Origin of the sequence: Coxiella endosymbiont of Dermacentor marginatus (genome assembly GCF_907164955.1) — a bacterium.
GTDB lineage: Bacteria > Pseudomonadota > Gammaproteobacteria > Coxiellales > Coxiellaceae > Coxiella.
The window spans coordinates 482,597-497,174 of sequence record NZ_OU015521.1 but is presented as its reverse complement, the minus strand read 5'-3'; the positions used below and the strand labels follow the sequence as shown (position 1 = coordinate 497,174).

Sequence of the window (14,578 nt, the reverse complement as noted above, 5' to 3'; positions counted from 1 at the left end):
TTACCAACTCGCTTTTTTTAATCCGGGCACATCGCCCCTCATCGCAGCTTCCCGCAAGTGAATTCGACACAACCCAAATTTTTTAAGTGTGCCACAAGGACGACCACATGTTCGACATCGGTGTCTCACTCGAACTGTTGACTCATTTCGAGGACTTTTTTGTAATTTTAGTAGAGCTAACTCTTGATCTTCAGGAGTACCTTTTTTAAAGATTTGCTTTAATTCAAAACGTCTTTTTCGCGCCTTTTGAGATTGTTGAATACGTCTTTTATTTCGTTCGATGACACTTAATTTTGCCATAGCTCTTATTATAACCTCTTTTGGTTTTTATAAATCTTTTAATGGGAAACTAAAAGCTTTTAATAAAGCTTTTCCTTCTTCATTAGTTCTTGCTGTAGTGGTAATAGTAATATCCATCCCACGAATAGCATCGACTCTATCGTATTGAATTTCTGGAAAAACAATTTGTTCTTGAATTCCTAAACTAAAGTTACCTCGTCCGTCAAAAGATTTAGCGTTAAAACCTCGAAAATCCCGAATACGAGGTATTGCAATCGAAATTAATCGTTTCAAAAATTCATACATGCGTTTCCGGCGCAAGGTTACCTTACAGCCAATAGGCCACCCAGTACGAATTTTAAAACCAGCCTCCGATTTACGCACATAAGTAATAATGGGTTTCTGACCTGAAATTCTCATCATGTCGCCCATAGCATGTTCAATTACTTTTTTATCAGCTACGGCTTCACCGGTACCTATATTTAAAGTAATTTTCTCAATACGTGGAACGGCCATCATAGATTTAAAACCAAATTCTTTTTGCAAATTTGGGATAATCACTTTTTTGTAGAGTTCCTGTAGTTCTACCATATTTTTTCCTTATACATCAATCAGTTCGAAATTTGATGCAAATATTCGAACTTTCAATCCATTCTCAAGTACTTTAATTCTCACGCGATCCAGTTTTTTAGTGGTAGGATTATAAATAGCGACATTAGACACATGAATCCCTGATTCTCTTTCTAATATCCCTCCCTGTTCATTTTTATTGGGATTAGGCCTTACATGTTTTTTAACTAGATTAACGCCTTCAACCAATACCCGCCCATTAGATAAAACCTTTAGTACTTTACCTTGACGACCTTTATCTTTTCCTGTCATTACAACAACGGTATCATCTTTTTTAATTTTCTTCATTGTCATCATCTTGTCATCTATTATAAAACTTCTAAGGCTAAGGAAATAATTTTCATAAAATTGTCGGTCCGTAATTCGCGAGTCACCGGCCCAAAAATCCGTGTACCTATCGGTTGTAACTGATTGCTTAACAGCACCACTGCATTGCTATCAAATCGAATTACCGACCCATCATCCCGTCGAACACCCTTACATGTTCGCACTACCACAGCTTTCATTACATCACCCTTTTTTACTTTTCCCCGCGGAGTCGCTTCTTTAATACTCACTGTAATGACATCACCAATATTTGCGTAACGACGTTTAGAACCACCTAAAACTTTAATGCACATCACGCGTCTAGCTCCACTATTATCTGCCACATCAACAACTGACTGTGCCTGAATCATCATTAATTCCTCATATCTTTTCCGATTTTTTTCTAATTTTTACCAACATCCATCTTTTCGTTTTTGAAATAGGACGTGTTTCACAAATGGTTACGGTATCGCCTTCCTGACATTTATTCCCTTGATCGTGTGCACGCAGTTTTGTAGAACGTTTGATAAACTTCCCATATTTAGGGTGCTTTACTTGCTGTTCTACTAATACAACAACTGTGTCATTCATTTTGTTGCTAACCACGGTTCCTGTTAGGGCACGAACTACTTTCTCATTCCTACTCATAAAACATATTCCTCTCTCTTTCTTTCAAGATAGTCTTAACACGAGCAATATTGCGTCGTACCTGTTTATAGAAATGTGAGTGGGAAACTTCTCTCATACCTTTTTGCATACGTAAATTGAATTGCTCTTTCAAAAAAGCAATTAACTCTTTTTTAAGTTCAGCTTCTGTCTTATTACGGAATTCATTGGCTTTCATTATATTACCGTCCGTTTAACAAACACGCATTTCACAGGCAATTTAGCTGCTGTTCGATCTAAAGCTTCACGAGCCAGGACTTCATCAATCCCTTCAATTTCGAACAGCATTCGCCCAGGTTGTACAAGCGCTACCCAATATTCAACGCTCCCCTTACCCTTACCTTGACGCACCTCCAAAGGCTTTTTCGTAATTGGTTTATCTGGAAAGATACGGATGATAATCTTGCCACCGCGCTTTATATGTCGTGAAAGAGCACGTCTGGCGGCTTCTAGTTGACGCGCAGTGATTCGAGCGTAAGCTGTTGCTTTGAGACCAAACTCTCCAAAACTAACCCGATTGCCACGATGAGCTACTCTTCGATTTCGGCCTTTAAAATCTTTTCGGTACTTTCTGTTACTTGGTTGCAGCATTTAATCGTTTCCTATTTCACTTCCTCAACTACTTCAGTTGACGTTTTTGCTCTCATCGCATGGATTTCTCCTTTAAAAATCCACACCTTTACCCCTATTGTTCCATAAGTAGTTTTAGCTGTAGCTGTCGCATAATCAATATCAGCTCGAAACGTATGCAGAGGAACACGCCCCTCTCGATACCACTCAGTACGAGCGATCTCAGCTCCACCCAAGCGCCCACTCACGCTTATCTTAATTCCAAAGGCACCTTGACGCAGAGTATTTTGTACAGCGCGTTTCATAGCTCTTCGAAACATGACTCGGCGCTCTAATTGTTGGGCAACACTTTCTGCTACTAATTTTGCATCTAATTCAGGTTTTCGAATTTCTTCAATAGTGATGTGCACCGGCACTTTTATTACTTTCGATATTTCTACACGCAAGGCCTCAATTTCTCCACCTTTCTTTCCAATGATTACACCCGGACGTGCAGAGTAAATTGCAATTTTAGCATTTCGAGCTGGCCGTTCAATTTGGATTCGGCTAATAGCCGCACCTTTTAAGCGTTCTTCTAAAAATTGACGTACTTTTAAATCATCGTTTAAATGATCAGCAAAATCTTTTTTATCTGCATACCAGTTGGACGTCCAATCTCTTGTAATACCAAGCCGTATCCCAACGGGATTAACTTTTTGACCCATTAATCTCCTCCACTCGATAATCCGATACTTCAATAGTAACATGACAAGTACGCTTCAAAATTCGATCAGCGCGGCCACGAGCTCGAGTGCGAAATCTTCGCGCCATAGGACCTTCATCAATTGTTACTGACAATACTTTTAACTCATCCATATCAGCGCTCTTATTATGCTCGGCATTGGCAATAGCTGAATCTAAAACTTTTTTTATAATAACTGCAGCTTTTTTATTGCTAAAGCGCAACAAATCAACCGCTTTTTCAACCGGTAAACCTTTAACCTGATTAGCTACAAGTCTTACCTTTTGAGCTGAAATATGTGCATATTTCAATTTTGCACTAACTTTCATCATCAACTCTCTTTCTTTACTTTACGATCACCTGAATGAGCTTTAAAAGTACGAGTTATAACAAATTCCCCTAATTTATGTCCTACCATGTTTTCTGAAATGTAAATAGGCACGTGTTGACGCCCGTTATGGATAGCAATAGTCAGGCCTACCATTTCAGGAGTGATCATGGAGCGCCGCGACCAAGTTTTAATAGGTCGCTTGCTGCCTTCTTTTTGCGCTTGTTCCACCTTCTTTAAAAGATGATGATCTACAAATGGACCTTTATTTATTGATCTTGGCACTTTTTTAATACCTCTTCTTCTACTTTTTATGCCGACTACGAATGATCATATTAGTCGTACGTTTATTATGGCGTGTTTTATAACCTTTTGTTGGTTTACCCGTAGGAGAAACTGGATGACGACCTCCTGAAGTCTTACCTTCGCCTCCTCCATGAGGATGATCTACTGGATTCATAGCTACACCACGAACAGTAGGTCGCCGACCACGCCAGCGTTTAGCACCTGCTTTACCTAACGAACGTAAATTATGTTCCGGATTGGATACTTCTCCTACACAGGCACGGCAACTAATTAAAATTTTTCTCATCTCGCCTGAGCGCATTCGAACAATAGCGTAAATCCCATCTCTTGCCACTAATTGGGCGGAAGTACCCGCACTTCTGATAAGCTGTGCTCCTTTTCTTGGTTTTAATTCAAGGTTATGAATAGTAGTCCCTAGGGGAATATTCTGCAATAGTAAACAATTGCCGGGACTAATAGGCGCATCTTCTCCTGAAACTACGAATGAACCTTGATGGATCCCTTTGGGAGCTATAATATAGCGGCGTTCTCCATCTGGAAATAAGACTAAGGCAATATAAGAGCTACGATTTGGATCATATTCTAACCGTTCTACGATACCCTTACCTTTCTTATCACGCTTAAAGTCAATAATTCGATAATGGCGCTTGTGCCCACCGCCGCGATGGCGTACAGTAATACGTCCCTGGTTGTTACGACAATTAATAAGCTTTCTACTCTCTATTAATGGTGCATGTGGCTCGCCTTTGTGCAAATTTGGATGTACAACTTTGATAACGAAGCGTCGTCCCGGTGACGTAGGTTTTGTTTTTACTAAAGCCATTTCTTATTTACTCCAACTCTCATTTGCTAGCTACAATATCAATTTCATTACCTGATACTAACGTAACATACGCCTTTCTCCAATTTTTACGTTGACTTTGCACTTTTCTAAATCGCGTAGTTTTCCCTTTAACATTACAAACACGCACTGCCTTTACCGTGACATTAAATTGATTTCTTACAGATGCCTTAATTTCAGATTTCGTTGCATTAGGTAACACTTTAAATGTATGCTGACCTGTAAATAAAGCACTCTTTTCTGATACATAATGACCAATAAGAACTTTTAATAACCTTTCTTGATTCACGAAAGTCTCTCCCAAAGCTTTTTTAAAGCATCTATTGTAATCAATACATTTTCCGAAGTAACAAGGCTGACTGGGTCTACCGTTATAGAATTCAAAGTTATGACATTGATCATATTTCTTGAAGCTAGCTTTACATTTCGATCATCTCTATCAAGAATAATTAGAGCTTTTTCTATATTTAATCCTGCTAGTAAGTTTTTTAACTCACGAGTTTTAGGCTCTTTTAATTTTAGACTTTCTACCACAATAAAACGCTCTTGCCGAATTAATTCAGAGAGAATAGAAATCATGGCTTGGTGGTACATCTTTCGATTCACTTTTTGCGAGAAATTGCGAGGTCTTGCTGCAAAAATCACACCACCACTACGCCATAGAGGGCTTCGAATACTACCTATTCTGGCTCGTCCAGTTCCCTTTTGTCGCCAGGGCTTGGATCCACTACCACTGACTTCACTTCGTGTCTTTTGTGCTTTGGTACCTGCTCGTGCACCAGATAAATAAGCAGAAATGACTTGATGAACTAAACCTTCATTAAATTCCACCCCGAAGATAGCTTCAGTTACAACGATCTTACTCAGTTCTTTTTTTTCGAAGTAGCGTACCGCAAGCTCCATCAATTATCTCCTGAAATCAGCGAATTTACTTGTTCTAGTTGATTCCATAATAATCACTTTGTTACCAGGAGCACCTGGTAAAGCACCTTTAATTAAAAGGAGATGTCGTGCAACATCAATTCTAAAAATTTCTTGATTCTGGATAGTGCAATAAGTATTCCCCATGTGACCCGCCATTTTTTTGCCTTTCCACACACGTCCTGGTGTTTGACATTGTCCTATGGAGCCTGGCGCGCGATGAGATAACGAATTCCCATGGGTAGCATCCTGAGTGCGAAAATTATGGCGCTTTACCGTACCAGAAAAGCCCTTACCTCGAGTTAAACCGCGCACATCAACAGTTTGTCCTTCTTTAAAAATATTAACCTTGAATTCATCACCCACCTTAATTTTGGCTAATTCATCAGAAACAACACGAAATTCACGGATCACCTCCCCTGCTTCTACTCCACTTTTCGAATAATGCCCCAACATTGCCTTATTGACACGAACGAAAGACTTTTTTCCATAGGTTACTTGAACAGCATAATAGCCATCGACATCAACCGTTTTTATTTGAGTAACTCGATTAGGTGTTACTTCAACTACTGTAATAGGAACAACAATCCCCATCTCTGTAAATATGCGAGTCATACCACATTTTTGACCAATTAAACCAATAGGCATCACCTACTCTCCAGTTATCTATACTAACCACTTATAAAAATAAAAAGAGGCTATCCTGCAAAACATCCCCTACACCTACACCTACACCTACACCTACACCTACACCTACACCTACATATAACCCACTTTGTATTTTAAACGGATTCTGATTCAACACTTATTCGAATATCCACCCCAGCAGCTAAATCTAATTTCATTAATGCATCAACTGTTTTATCAGTAGGTTGCACAATATCTACTAATCGCTTATGAATTCGGATTTCATATTGATCCCGAGCGTCCTTATCTACATGAGGCGAAATTAAAACCGTATAGCGCTCAATTTTTGTAGGCAACGGAATAGGACCTTTAATAATTGCACCTGTTCGCCGTGCTGTCTCAACAATTTCTCGCGTAGATCGATCAATTAATCGATGATCAAATGCTTTTAATCGAATCCGAATACGTTGGTTGTTATTGCTATTATTAAAGACCGCCATAATTTAATTTCCAAAATTACTCAATAATTTTTGTTACGACACCAGCTCCAACGGTACGTCCACCTTCGCGAACCGCAAATCGTAACCCTTCGTTCATTGCTACCGGTGCTATTAATTTCACCGTTACCTTCACGTTATCTCCTGGCATCACCATTTCAACATCTTCAGGTAGACTCAATACCTCTCCCGTCACGTCCGTCGTACGAAAATAAAACTGTGGTCGATAGCCTTTTAAAAAGGGCGTATGCCGACCTCCTTCTTCCTTTGATAATACATAAATCTCTGCTTCAAACATTGTGTGCGGCGTAATTGTTCCAGGCTTCGCCAATACTTGTCCACGCTCAACCTCTTCTCGCTTTGTCCCTCTCAACAATACTCCAACATTATCTCCTTAGCTTATTTTTCTTTCTTAATTCCATTGTTTAACAACAATTTTTCAGTGATATTTTTTGGTGCTTCAGTGTACTTTAAAAACTCCATCACGTAAGTTGCACGTCCTTGACTTAGCGAACGAAGATCAGTTGCATAACCAAACATTTCCGCTAGTGGCACCTCAACATTAACAATTTTACCGGTTGGACTTTCATCTATACCTTGAATCATGCCCCGACGTCGATTAAGATCACCAACGATATCACCCATATATTCTTCTGGAGTAATAACTTCTACTTTCATAATGGGTTCCAATAATGCAGGATTGGCTTTAGCAGCTCCTTCCTTAAAGCAAATTGAACCAGCGATTTTAAATGCCATCTCACTGGAGTCAACATCGTGATAAGATCCGTTAAAAATAGCTACCCTAATATCCACTACAGGATAACCAGCGATAATTCCATTTTCCATCTGTTCACGCACACCTTTTTCTATAGCTGGAATATATTCTTTCGGTACCACACCACCTACAATTTCATTTACAAATTCAAAACCAGAGCCTGGTTCTTTAGGTTCGATTCGAAGCCACACATGTCCATATTGTCCTCGGCCACCCGTTTGACGAATATATTTTCCTTCTTGTTCTACTACTTTACGAATAGTCTCCCGATAAGCTACACGAGGCTTTCCAACATTAGCAGCAATATTAAATTCACGCTGCATCCGATCTACAATAATTTCCAAGTGTAATTCACCCATACCCTCAATAATAGTTTGTCCAGATTCTTCACCAGTACGAACACGAAATGACGGGTCTTCTTGAGCTAATTTGCCTAAAGCTGCCCCCATTTTCTCTTGATCTACCTTAGTCTTTGGCTCAATAGCTACAGAAATCACAGGTTCTGGAAATTCTATTTTTTCAAGAGTGATAACTTTCTGTTGATCACAAAGGGTGTCCCCAGTAGTAACATTTTTTAAGCCCACTGCAGCAGCAATATCACCTGCTCGAACCTCTTTAATCTCTTCACGGGAATTGGAATGCATTTGCAAGAGACGGCCAATACGCTCTTTTTTACGTTTAACGGGATTATAAACCGAATCTCCCGATTTTAATACGCCAGAATAAACTCGAAAGAAAGTTAAAGTCCCAACGAAAGGATCAGAGGCAATTTTAAAAGCTAAAGCTGAAAAAGATGAATCATCGGAAGCCACACGAGAGCCTTCTGAACCATCTTCTTCCTCACCTCGAATAGCAGGTACATCAGTAGGTGCTGGCAAGTAATTAATTACTGCATCTAACAGAACTTGTACTCCTTTATTCTTAAAGGCACTTCCACATAACATTGGGACAATTTCATTAGACAAAGTGCGCCGACGCAGGCCCTCCAGGATTTCTTTTTTGGAAAGATCCCTATTCTCTAAGTATTTTTCCATCAATTCTTCAGAGGATTCAGCTGCAGCTTCTACCATTTTTTCACGCCATTCTTGAGCTACTGCTTTTGTATCTTCAGGAAGGTCTGCCAATTCATAAGTACGACCCTTATCCTCCTCATTCCAATAGATAGCTTTCATTTGAATTAAATCAATAACACCTTGGAAATTGTCTTCTGAACCAACAGGCATTTGAACAGGCACTGGATTGGATTTCAGGCGCTCTTTTACTTGTCGTACTACTCGTAGAAAATTTGCCCCTGCCCGATCCATCTTGTTTACAAAGCCTAAACGTGGAACACCATAACGATCAGCTTGCCGCCAAACAGTTTCGCTTTGTGGTTCTACTCCTCCTACCGAGCAGAAAACAGCGATCGCTCCGTCCAGCACCCGCAAGGAACGCTCAACTTCAATTGTAAAGTCGACGTGTCCTGGTGTATCAATAATATTAATTCGATGTTTTGAATATTGCTGATCCATACCCATCCAAAAACAAGTAGTGGCTGCAGAGGTAATGGTAATGCCACGCTCCTGCTCCTGTTCCATCCAATCCATTATAGCACTGCCTTCATGAACTTCACCCATTTTGTGAGAAATACCTGTATAATAAAGGATTCGTTCAGTCGTCGTAGTTTTTCCTGCATCAATATGCGCCATAATACCTATATTACGAGTATGTTCTAATGGAATTTCTCTAGCCATTGTCATTATTTTCTCTTACCACCGATAATGTGCGAATGCTTGGTTTGCCTTGGCCATGCGATGAACGTCCTCTTTTTTCTTTACTGCTCCACCTCGATTCTCTACAGCATCCAGAATCTCATTTGCCAAACGTAAAATCATTGTCTTCTCATTTCTTTTATTCGCATACTCAGTTACCCATCGCATAGCCAAAGTCTGGCGTCGTACGGCTCGTATTTCCACAGGCACCTGATAGGTAGATCCACCTACTCGACGCGATTTCACTTCTACAATAGGTGTTACATTGCTTAAAGCCTCCTTAAACTTTTCTAAAGCTACAGAATGTGTTCTCTCATCGAGATGAGTATTTCCTTTCAGGCTTCTTCTGGTTTTACCACCACTTTCTCTGACGCTTTTTTCTCCCTCAGTATACTCTTTAATGTGAATACACGACCGCTTTGTCACTATATCAAGTGCCCCATAGACGATATTCTCTGCTACCGATTTCTTACCATTACGCATAACAGCATTTATAAACTTAGCTAAAAGCTTACTGCGAAAGAGCGGATCTGGTAAAATTTCCCTTTTAGGCGCTGCTTTTCTTCGTGCCATCTAAATTTCTCCAAATTTATTCTTTTGGTTTTTTCCCACCATATTTAGAGCGACCACGACGTCGTCCTGAAACACCTGCCGCATCCAAGCTTCCACGCACAATATGATAGCGTACACCTGGCAAGTCTTTCACACGGCCTCCTCGGATTAACACCACCGAGTGCTCTTGTAAATTGTGACCCTCACCACCGATATAAGCAGTGACCTCTGTACCGTTAGTGATCCGTACTCGCGCTACTTTCCGTAAAGCTGAATTAGGCTTTTTAGGAGTAGTGGTATATACTCTTGTACACACGCCTCGTTTTTGGGGACAGCTTTCCAATGCCGGAACATCGCTTTTCTTTATTTTTGCACGACGCGGCTTTCTGACTAACTGATTGATTCTGGCCATTGAAATTCTCTCTAAAGCAAAAAACATCTATATATTAATCTAAACACAGAGCGGGGATTCTAAATAAAGGTAACGATCCCTGTCAAGCTAAATCAACTCTCTTATTATTCTATTCACAAAATCGAGGCATGGAATAAGGCGATCACTATGGCATCTGAAGTTTATCTTTGTTCTACTTCGTTTCTTTAGATTTGAACGCTGCGCTCAAAGCTTGTTCGGCCTCACTGACAGTCACACCTTTTTCCTCTTTGATTCCTTTTTCTTTTCCCTTTTTATGCCGACGTTCTTGATGATAACTAAATCCCGTTCCAGCAGGAATTAGTCGTCCAACAATCACGTTCTCTTTGAGTCCTCGAAGATCATCGCGTTTACCACCTACAGAAGCAGCTGTCAATACGCGAGTCGTTTCTTGGAAAGATGCGGCTGAGACAAAAGATTCGGTAGCTAAAGAAGCCTTCGTGATTCCCAGCAAAATGGGTTCTACTCTTGCCACGCAGCCATCTTTTTGAACAATTTTTTCATTCTGCTCTCGTACACGTGGGCGTTCTACCTGTTCATCTTTCAGAAATTCTGTCTCACCAGGATCGACGATCTTAACTTTACGTAACATCTGGCGGATGATCACTTCGATATGTTTATCGTTAATTTTTACCCCTTGTAACCTATAGACTTCCTGTACTTCATTAACGATATAGTTCGCCATTGCATTTATTCCCAATAAGCGTAAGATGTCGTGTGGGTCCGGAGGACCGTCTGCGATTACTTCACCTTTTTCTACTGTTTCACCTTCAAAAACACTTACGTGACGCCATTTTGGAATAAGTTCTTCGCGAGTAGTACCATCTTGGGCGGTAATAATTAAACGACCTTTATCTTTAGTATCCTTACCAAAACTCACTACCCCAGAAATTTCAGCTAAAATAGCAGCATCTTTTGGCCGGCGAGCTTCGAAAAGATCAGCCACTCTTGGTAATCCTCCTGTAATATCTCGCGTTTTTGAAGTTTCTTGAGGAATACGTGCAAGTACATCACCAATTTGGACTGTAGAACCATCTTCTTTGGTAAGAATAGTCCCTTCCGGTAAGAAGTAATGCGCAGGGACTTTACCACTCGATAAAAAGAGATCGTTATTATTTTTATCTATAAGTTTAACCATTGGACGAAGCTCTTTACCCCCGATAGTGCGTTGTTTAGTGGAGGTTACTACGATACTGCTAAGACCTGTCAACTCGTCTGTCTGTCGATTCATGGTCACACCATCTACTAAATCAACAAAACATAAAGTACCTGCTACTTCAGTGATAATGGGATGGGTGTGAGGATCCCATTGAGCCACCATTTGTCCAAATTTCACAAAATCACCATTACGTACACTAATAGTTGCGCCATATGGAACCTTATAATGTTCACGCCCCCCGCCTTGAGGATTTTGTATCACTAATTCTCCTGAACGGGAGACCGCAACTAAATTACCGTTAGCTTGTTCAACTGTTTTTAAATTATGTAACTTAATTTTCCCAGCAGATTTTACTTCGATGCTATTAGCAGTAGTTGCTCGAGAAGCAGCACCACCCATGTGAAATGTTCGCATAGTTAATTGAGTTCCTGGTTCACCAATCGATTGGGCCGCTATCACGCCAATGGCTTCTCCCACATTTACTATATGTCCACGGGCAAGATCACGTCCATAGCACATTGAACAAATACCATAAGCTGTCTCACAGGTAATTGCTGAGCGTACCATGACTTGATCTACGCTGTGTTCTTCCAAGACGTCGACTAATTTTTCGTCTAGAAGAATACCTTCGGCTATTAACTCTTTTTTGGACTTAAAATCAATAACCGGTTTCGCCAAAACTCGTCCTAAAACGCGCTCTCGGAGAGGTTCTACCACATCACCTCCATCGATGTGTGGTATCATCTCGATGCCTTGATTGGTCTTACAATCATATTCGGTGACAACCAAGTCTTGAGCGACATCAACGAGCCGTCGAGTTAAATATCCTGAGTTTGCTGTCTTCAAAGCAGTATCGGCCAAACCCTTACGAGCACCATGAGTAGAAATAAAGTATTGTAAAACATTTAACCCCTCGCGAAAATTAGCTGTTATAGGTGTTTCGATAATGGTACCGTCAGGTCTTGCCATTAAACCTCGCATCCCAGCTAACTGACGGATTTGCGCTGCAGAACCACGCGCTCCAGAATCAGACATCATGTAGATGGAATTAAAAGAGCTTTGTATCACTTCTTTTCCTTGAGCGTCTTTTACTTTTTCCATAGCGATTTTTCCCAGCATTGCTTTAGCGACTTGATCATTAGTTCGTGACCAGATATCAATTACTTTATTGCGATGCTCACCATAAGTTACTAACCCAAAAGCATACTGTTTTTGAATTTCTTGCACTTCTTCTTCAGCTCGAGAAATAATAGCTTCTTTTTCATCAGGAATTACAAGATCGTTTATACCAATCGAAATACCTGAGCAAGTCGCATAACGGAAGCCTAAGTACATTAAATTATCTGCAAAAATGACGGTGGTTTTAAGACCTAAATTTCGATAGCAAATATCCAATAATTTTGTAACTGCTTTTTTAGTCATTGGTTGATTAATTAGCGCAAAAGGTAGCCCTTTAGGAACAATCTGCCATAACAAAACTCGTCCCACAGCGGTGGTAATTAGGCATTCACTCTCCCTTACATTGTCTACCTCGTCAAAAATGCTCTCTTTAATTCGAACATCTATACATGCATGTAAATCCACTTGCTCATTTTCGTAAGCACGAACCACTTCATCCGTGTCTGCAAATTTCATTCCCTCGCCTTTTGCATTCACACGATCTCGAGTAATATAGTAAAGGCCTAACACCACGTCATGAGTAGGAACAATAATCGGTTCGCCGTTCGCAGGGTGTAGAACATTGTTGGTAGACATCATTAATGAACGCGCCTCCAACTGTGATTCTAAAGTTAAAGGGATGTGTACAGCCATTTGGTCTCCGTCAAAGTCCGCGTTGTAAGCCGTACAAACGAGTGGATGTAATTGAATTGCTTTTCCTTCCACCAACACTGGCTCAAATGCTTGAATACCTAAGCGATGCAAAGTGGGTGCTCGATTCAACAAGATGGGATGCTCTCGAATAACTTCTTCAAGGATATCCCAGACTTCTGGAACCTCACTTTCCACCATCTTTTTAGATGCTTTAATGGTAGTCGCTAAACCTTGTCGCTGTAATTTACTAAAGATAAATGGTTTGAATAGTTCCAATGCCATTTTCTTTGGCAAACCAGCTTGATGGAGTTTCAGAGTCGGCCCTACTACGATAACAGAACGGCCTGAATAATCCACACGCTTACCAAGAAGATTTTGACGAAAACGCCCGGATTTTCCTTTGATCATATCCGCTAAAGACTTTAAAGGTCGTCGGTTGGACCCTAAAATAGATCGCCCATGGCGTCCGTTATCCAACAAAGCATCTACGGCTTCTTGAAGCATTCGTTTTTCATTACGAACAATAATATCAGGCGCATTGAGATCTAATAGACGTTTTAATCGATTATTTCGATTAATTACTCGACGATACAGGTCGTTTAAATCGGAAGTAGCAAAGCGCCCGCCATCTAATGGAACCAAGGGTCGTAAGTCTGGAGGTAAAACAGGCAATACGGTTAATATCATCCACTCAGGCTTATTTCCGGATTCTAAAAACGCGCTCAAGACTTTAAGCCGCTTAGTAAGCTTTTTCAGTTTCGTTTCGGAAGCAGTGGTTGATATTTCTGTACGTAATGCTTCAACCTCTACAGAAACATCAATACCCTGTAACAGTCGTTGAATTGCTTCTGCACCCATAAACGCCGTAAATTCATCACCGTATTCTTCTAATGCATCGAGGTAAGCTTCTTCCGAAAGTAATTGACCCATCTCTAATTCTGTCATTCCAGGATCTACCACTACGTATGCTTCAAAGTAAAGAATGCGTTCAATATCACGCAGAGTCATATCAAGCAGTAAACCAATACGGGAAGGTAATGATTTAAGATACCAAATATGAGCTACAGGTGAAGCTAGTTCGATGTGACCCATTCGATCTCGCCGTACTTTTGCCAAGGTCACTTCCACTCCACACTTTTCACAGATCACGCCACGATGCTTGAGGCGTTTATATTTTCCACATAAGCACTCATAGTCTTTAATAGGACCGAAAATTTTAGCGCAGAACAAACCATCGCGTTCAGGTTTGAAGGTTCGATAATTGATGGTTTCAGGTTTTTTCACTTCACTGTATGACCACGATCGAACCTCCTCTGGAGATGCCAGCCTGATGCGAAGTGCATCGAATTCAGCTATGTGTTTTTCACTTTTTAGCTGTTTTAATAGGTCTCTCAAGACAGTTCTCCT

Annotated in this window: 20 protein-coding genes and 1 pseudogene; all 21 read right to left on the bottom strand. The window is 40.5% G+C overall.

Going from position 1 to position 14,578, the window contains the following annotated elements; genetic code table 11:
- The 21 genes and pseudogenes from rpsN to rpoC all read right to left on the bottom strand — a co-directional run bounded on the left by rpsN (nucleotide 1) and on the right by rpoC (nucleotide 14,566).
- Nucleotides 1–300 carry a 30S ribosomal protein S14 gene (rpsN, locus tag ONG85_RS01915; protein ID WP_264435252.1) on the bottom strand — a complete coding sequence of 100 codons (300 nt, stop codon included), beginning with the start codon at nucleotides 298–300 and terminating at the stop codon, nucleotides 1–3.
- A 27-nt stretch (nucleotides 301–327) separates the two neighbouring features.
- Nucleotides 328–870 carry a 50S ribosomal protein L5 gene (gene rplE / locus ONG85_RS01910; RefSeq protein WP_264435251.1) on the bottom strand — a complete coding sequence of 181 codons (543 nt, stop codon included), beginning with the start codon at nucleotides 868–870 and terminating at the stop codon, nucleotides 328–330.
- A 9-nt stretch (nucleotides 871–879) separates the two neighbouring features.
- Entirely contained in the window at nucleotides 880–1,203 is a 324-nt protein-coding gene (gene rplX, locus ONG85_RS01905; protein WP_264435250.1) for a 50S ribosomal protein L24, read from the bottom strand.
- A gap of 14 nt (nucleotides 1,204–1,217) precedes the next feature.
- Entirely contained in the window at nucleotides 1,218–1,586 is a 369-nt protein-coding gene (gene rplN, locus ONG85_RS01900) for a 50S ribosomal protein L14 (RefSeq protein WP_264435874.1), read from the bottom strand.
- 10 nt (nucleotides 1,587–1,596) lie between these two features.
- Entirely contained in the window at nucleotides 1,597–1,863 is a 267-nt protein-coding gene (gene rpsQ, locus ONG85_RS01895; protein ID WP_264435249.1) for a 30S ribosomal protein S17, read from the bottom strand.
- Nucleotides 1,856–2,059 (bottom strand): 50S ribosomal protein L29, encoded by a 204-nt coding sequence (rpmC, locus tag ONG85_RS01890; protein WP_264435248.1) that lies wholly within the window; start codon nucleotides 2,057–2,059, stop codon nucleotides 1,856–1,858. Before rpmC ends, rpsQ begins: the two co-directional genes overlap by 8 nt.
- Nucleotides 2,059–2,472 carry a 50S ribosomal protein L16 gene (gene rplP / locus ONG85_RS01885; protein ID WP_264435247.1) on the bottom strand — a complete coding sequence of 138 codons (414 nt, stop codon included), beginning with the start codon at nucleotides 2,470–2,472 and terminating at the stop codon, nucleotides 2,059–2,061. Before rplP ends, rpmC begins: the two co-directional genes overlap by 1 nt.
- A gap of 11 nt (nucleotides 2,473–2,483) precedes the next feature.
- A complete protein-coding gene (gene rpsC / locus ONG85_RS01880; RefSeq protein WP_264435246.1) occupies nucleotides 2,484–3,155 on the bottom strand; it encodes a 30S ribosomal protein S3 in 672 nt (223 codons plus the stop codon).
- Nucleotides 3,139–3,501 (bottom strand): 50S ribosomal protein L22, encoded by a 363-nt coding sequence (gene rplV, locus ONG85_RS01875; RefSeq protein WP_264435245.1) that lies wholly within the window; start codon nucleotides 3,499–3,501, stop codon nucleotides 3,139–3,141. The genes rpsC and rplV overlap by 17 nt, the downstream gene beginning before the upstream one ends.
- 2 nt (nucleotides 3,502–3,503) lie before the next feature.
- Nucleotides 3,504–3,785 carry a 30S ribosomal protein S19 gene (gene rpsS / locus ONG85_RS01870; protein ID WP_264435244.1) on the bottom strand — a complete coding sequence of 94 codons (282 nt, stop codon included), beginning with the start codon at nucleotides 3,783–3,785 and terminating at the stop codon, nucleotides 3,504–3,506.
- A 19-nt stretch (nucleotides 3,786–3,804) separates the two neighbouring features.
- Nucleotides 3,805–4,629: a 50S ribosomal protein L2 gene (gene rplB / locus ONG85_RS01865; protein WP_264435243.1), complete on the bottom strand. Its 825-nt coding sequence runs from the start codon at nucleotides 4,627–4,629 to the stop codon at nucleotides 3,805–3,807.
- Nucleotides 4,630–4,648: 19 nt separating this feature from the next.
- Nucleotides 4,649–4,936, bottom strand: a complete 288-nt coding sequence (gene rplW, locus ONG85_RS01860; protein ID WP_264435242.1) for a 50S ribosomal protein L23 — start codon at nucleotides 4,934–4,936, stop codon at nucleotides 4,649–4,651.
- Nucleotides 4,933–5,550 (bottom strand): 50S ribosomal protein L4, encoded by a 618-nt coding sequence (gene rplD / locus ONG85_RS01855; protein ID WP_264435241.1) that lies wholly within the window; start codon nucleotides 5,548–5,550, stop codon nucleotides 4,933–4,935. The genes rplW and rplD overlap by 4 nt, the downstream gene beginning before the upstream one ends.
- Before the next feature lie 3 nt (nucleotides 5,551–5,553).
- Entirely contained in the window at nucleotides 5,554–6,216 is a 663-nt protein-coding gene (gene rplC / locus ONG85_RS01850) for a 50S ribosomal protein L3 (RefSeq protein ID WP_264435240.1), read from the bottom strand.
- A gap of 31 nt (nucleotides 6,217–6,247) precedes the next feature.
- Nucleotides 6,248–6,373 carry a hypothetical protein gene (locus ONG85_RS01845; RefSeq protein ID WP_264435239.1) on the bottom strand — a complete coding sequence of 42 codons (126 nt, stop codon included), beginning with the start codon at nucleotides 6,371–6,373 and terminating at the stop codon, nucleotides 6,248–6,250.
- Nucleotides 6,351–6,695 (bottom strand): 30S ribosomal protein S10, encoded by a 345-nt coding sequence (rpsJ, locus tag ONG85_RS01840; protein ID WP_264435238.1) that lies wholly within the window; start codon nucleotides 6,693–6,695, stop codon nucleotides 6,351–6,353. Before rpsJ ends, ONG85_RS01845 begins: the two co-directional genes overlap by 23 nt.
- A 16-nt stretch (nucleotides 6,696–6,711) precedes the next feature.
- Nucleotides 6,712–7,086: pseudogene (locus ONG85_RS01835) on the bottom strand (EF-Tu C-terminal domain-related protein); the annotation flags it as partial.
- Nucleotides 7,087–7,091: 5 nt separating this feature from the next.
- Nucleotides 7,092–9,206 (bottom strand): elongation factor G, encoded by a 2,115-nt coding sequence (gene fusA, locus ONG85_RS01830; protein ID WP_264435237.1) that lies wholly within the window; start codon nucleotides 9,204–9,206, stop codon nucleotides 7,092–7,094.
- 9 nt (nucleotides 9,207–9,215) lie between these two features.
- On the bottom strand, nucleotides 9,216–9,791 hold the full coding sequence (gene rpsG, locus ONG85_RS01825) for a 30S ribosomal protein S7 (RefSeq protein ID WP_264435236.1): 576 nt from the start codon (nucleotides 9,789–9,791) through the stop codon (nucleotides 9,216–9,218).
- A 16-nt stretch (nucleotides 9,792–9,807) separates the two neighbouring features.
- Nucleotides 9,808–10,182, bottom strand: coding sequence for a 30S ribosomal protein S12 (gene rpsL, locus ONG85_RS01820; protein WP_264435235.1), 375 nt, complete (start codon nucleotides 10,180–10,182; stop codon nucleotides 9,808–9,810).
- Between the two features lie 172 nt (nucleotides 10,183–10,354).
- Nucleotides 10,355–14,566, bottom strand: a complete 4,212-nt coding sequence (gene rpoC, locus ONG85_RS01815) for a DNA-directed RNA polymerase subunit beta' (RefSeq protein ID WP_264435234.1) — start codon at nucleotides 14,564–14,566, stop codon at nucleotides 10,355–10,357.
- Between the last annotated feature and the right edge of the window lie 12 nt (nucleotides 14,567–14,578).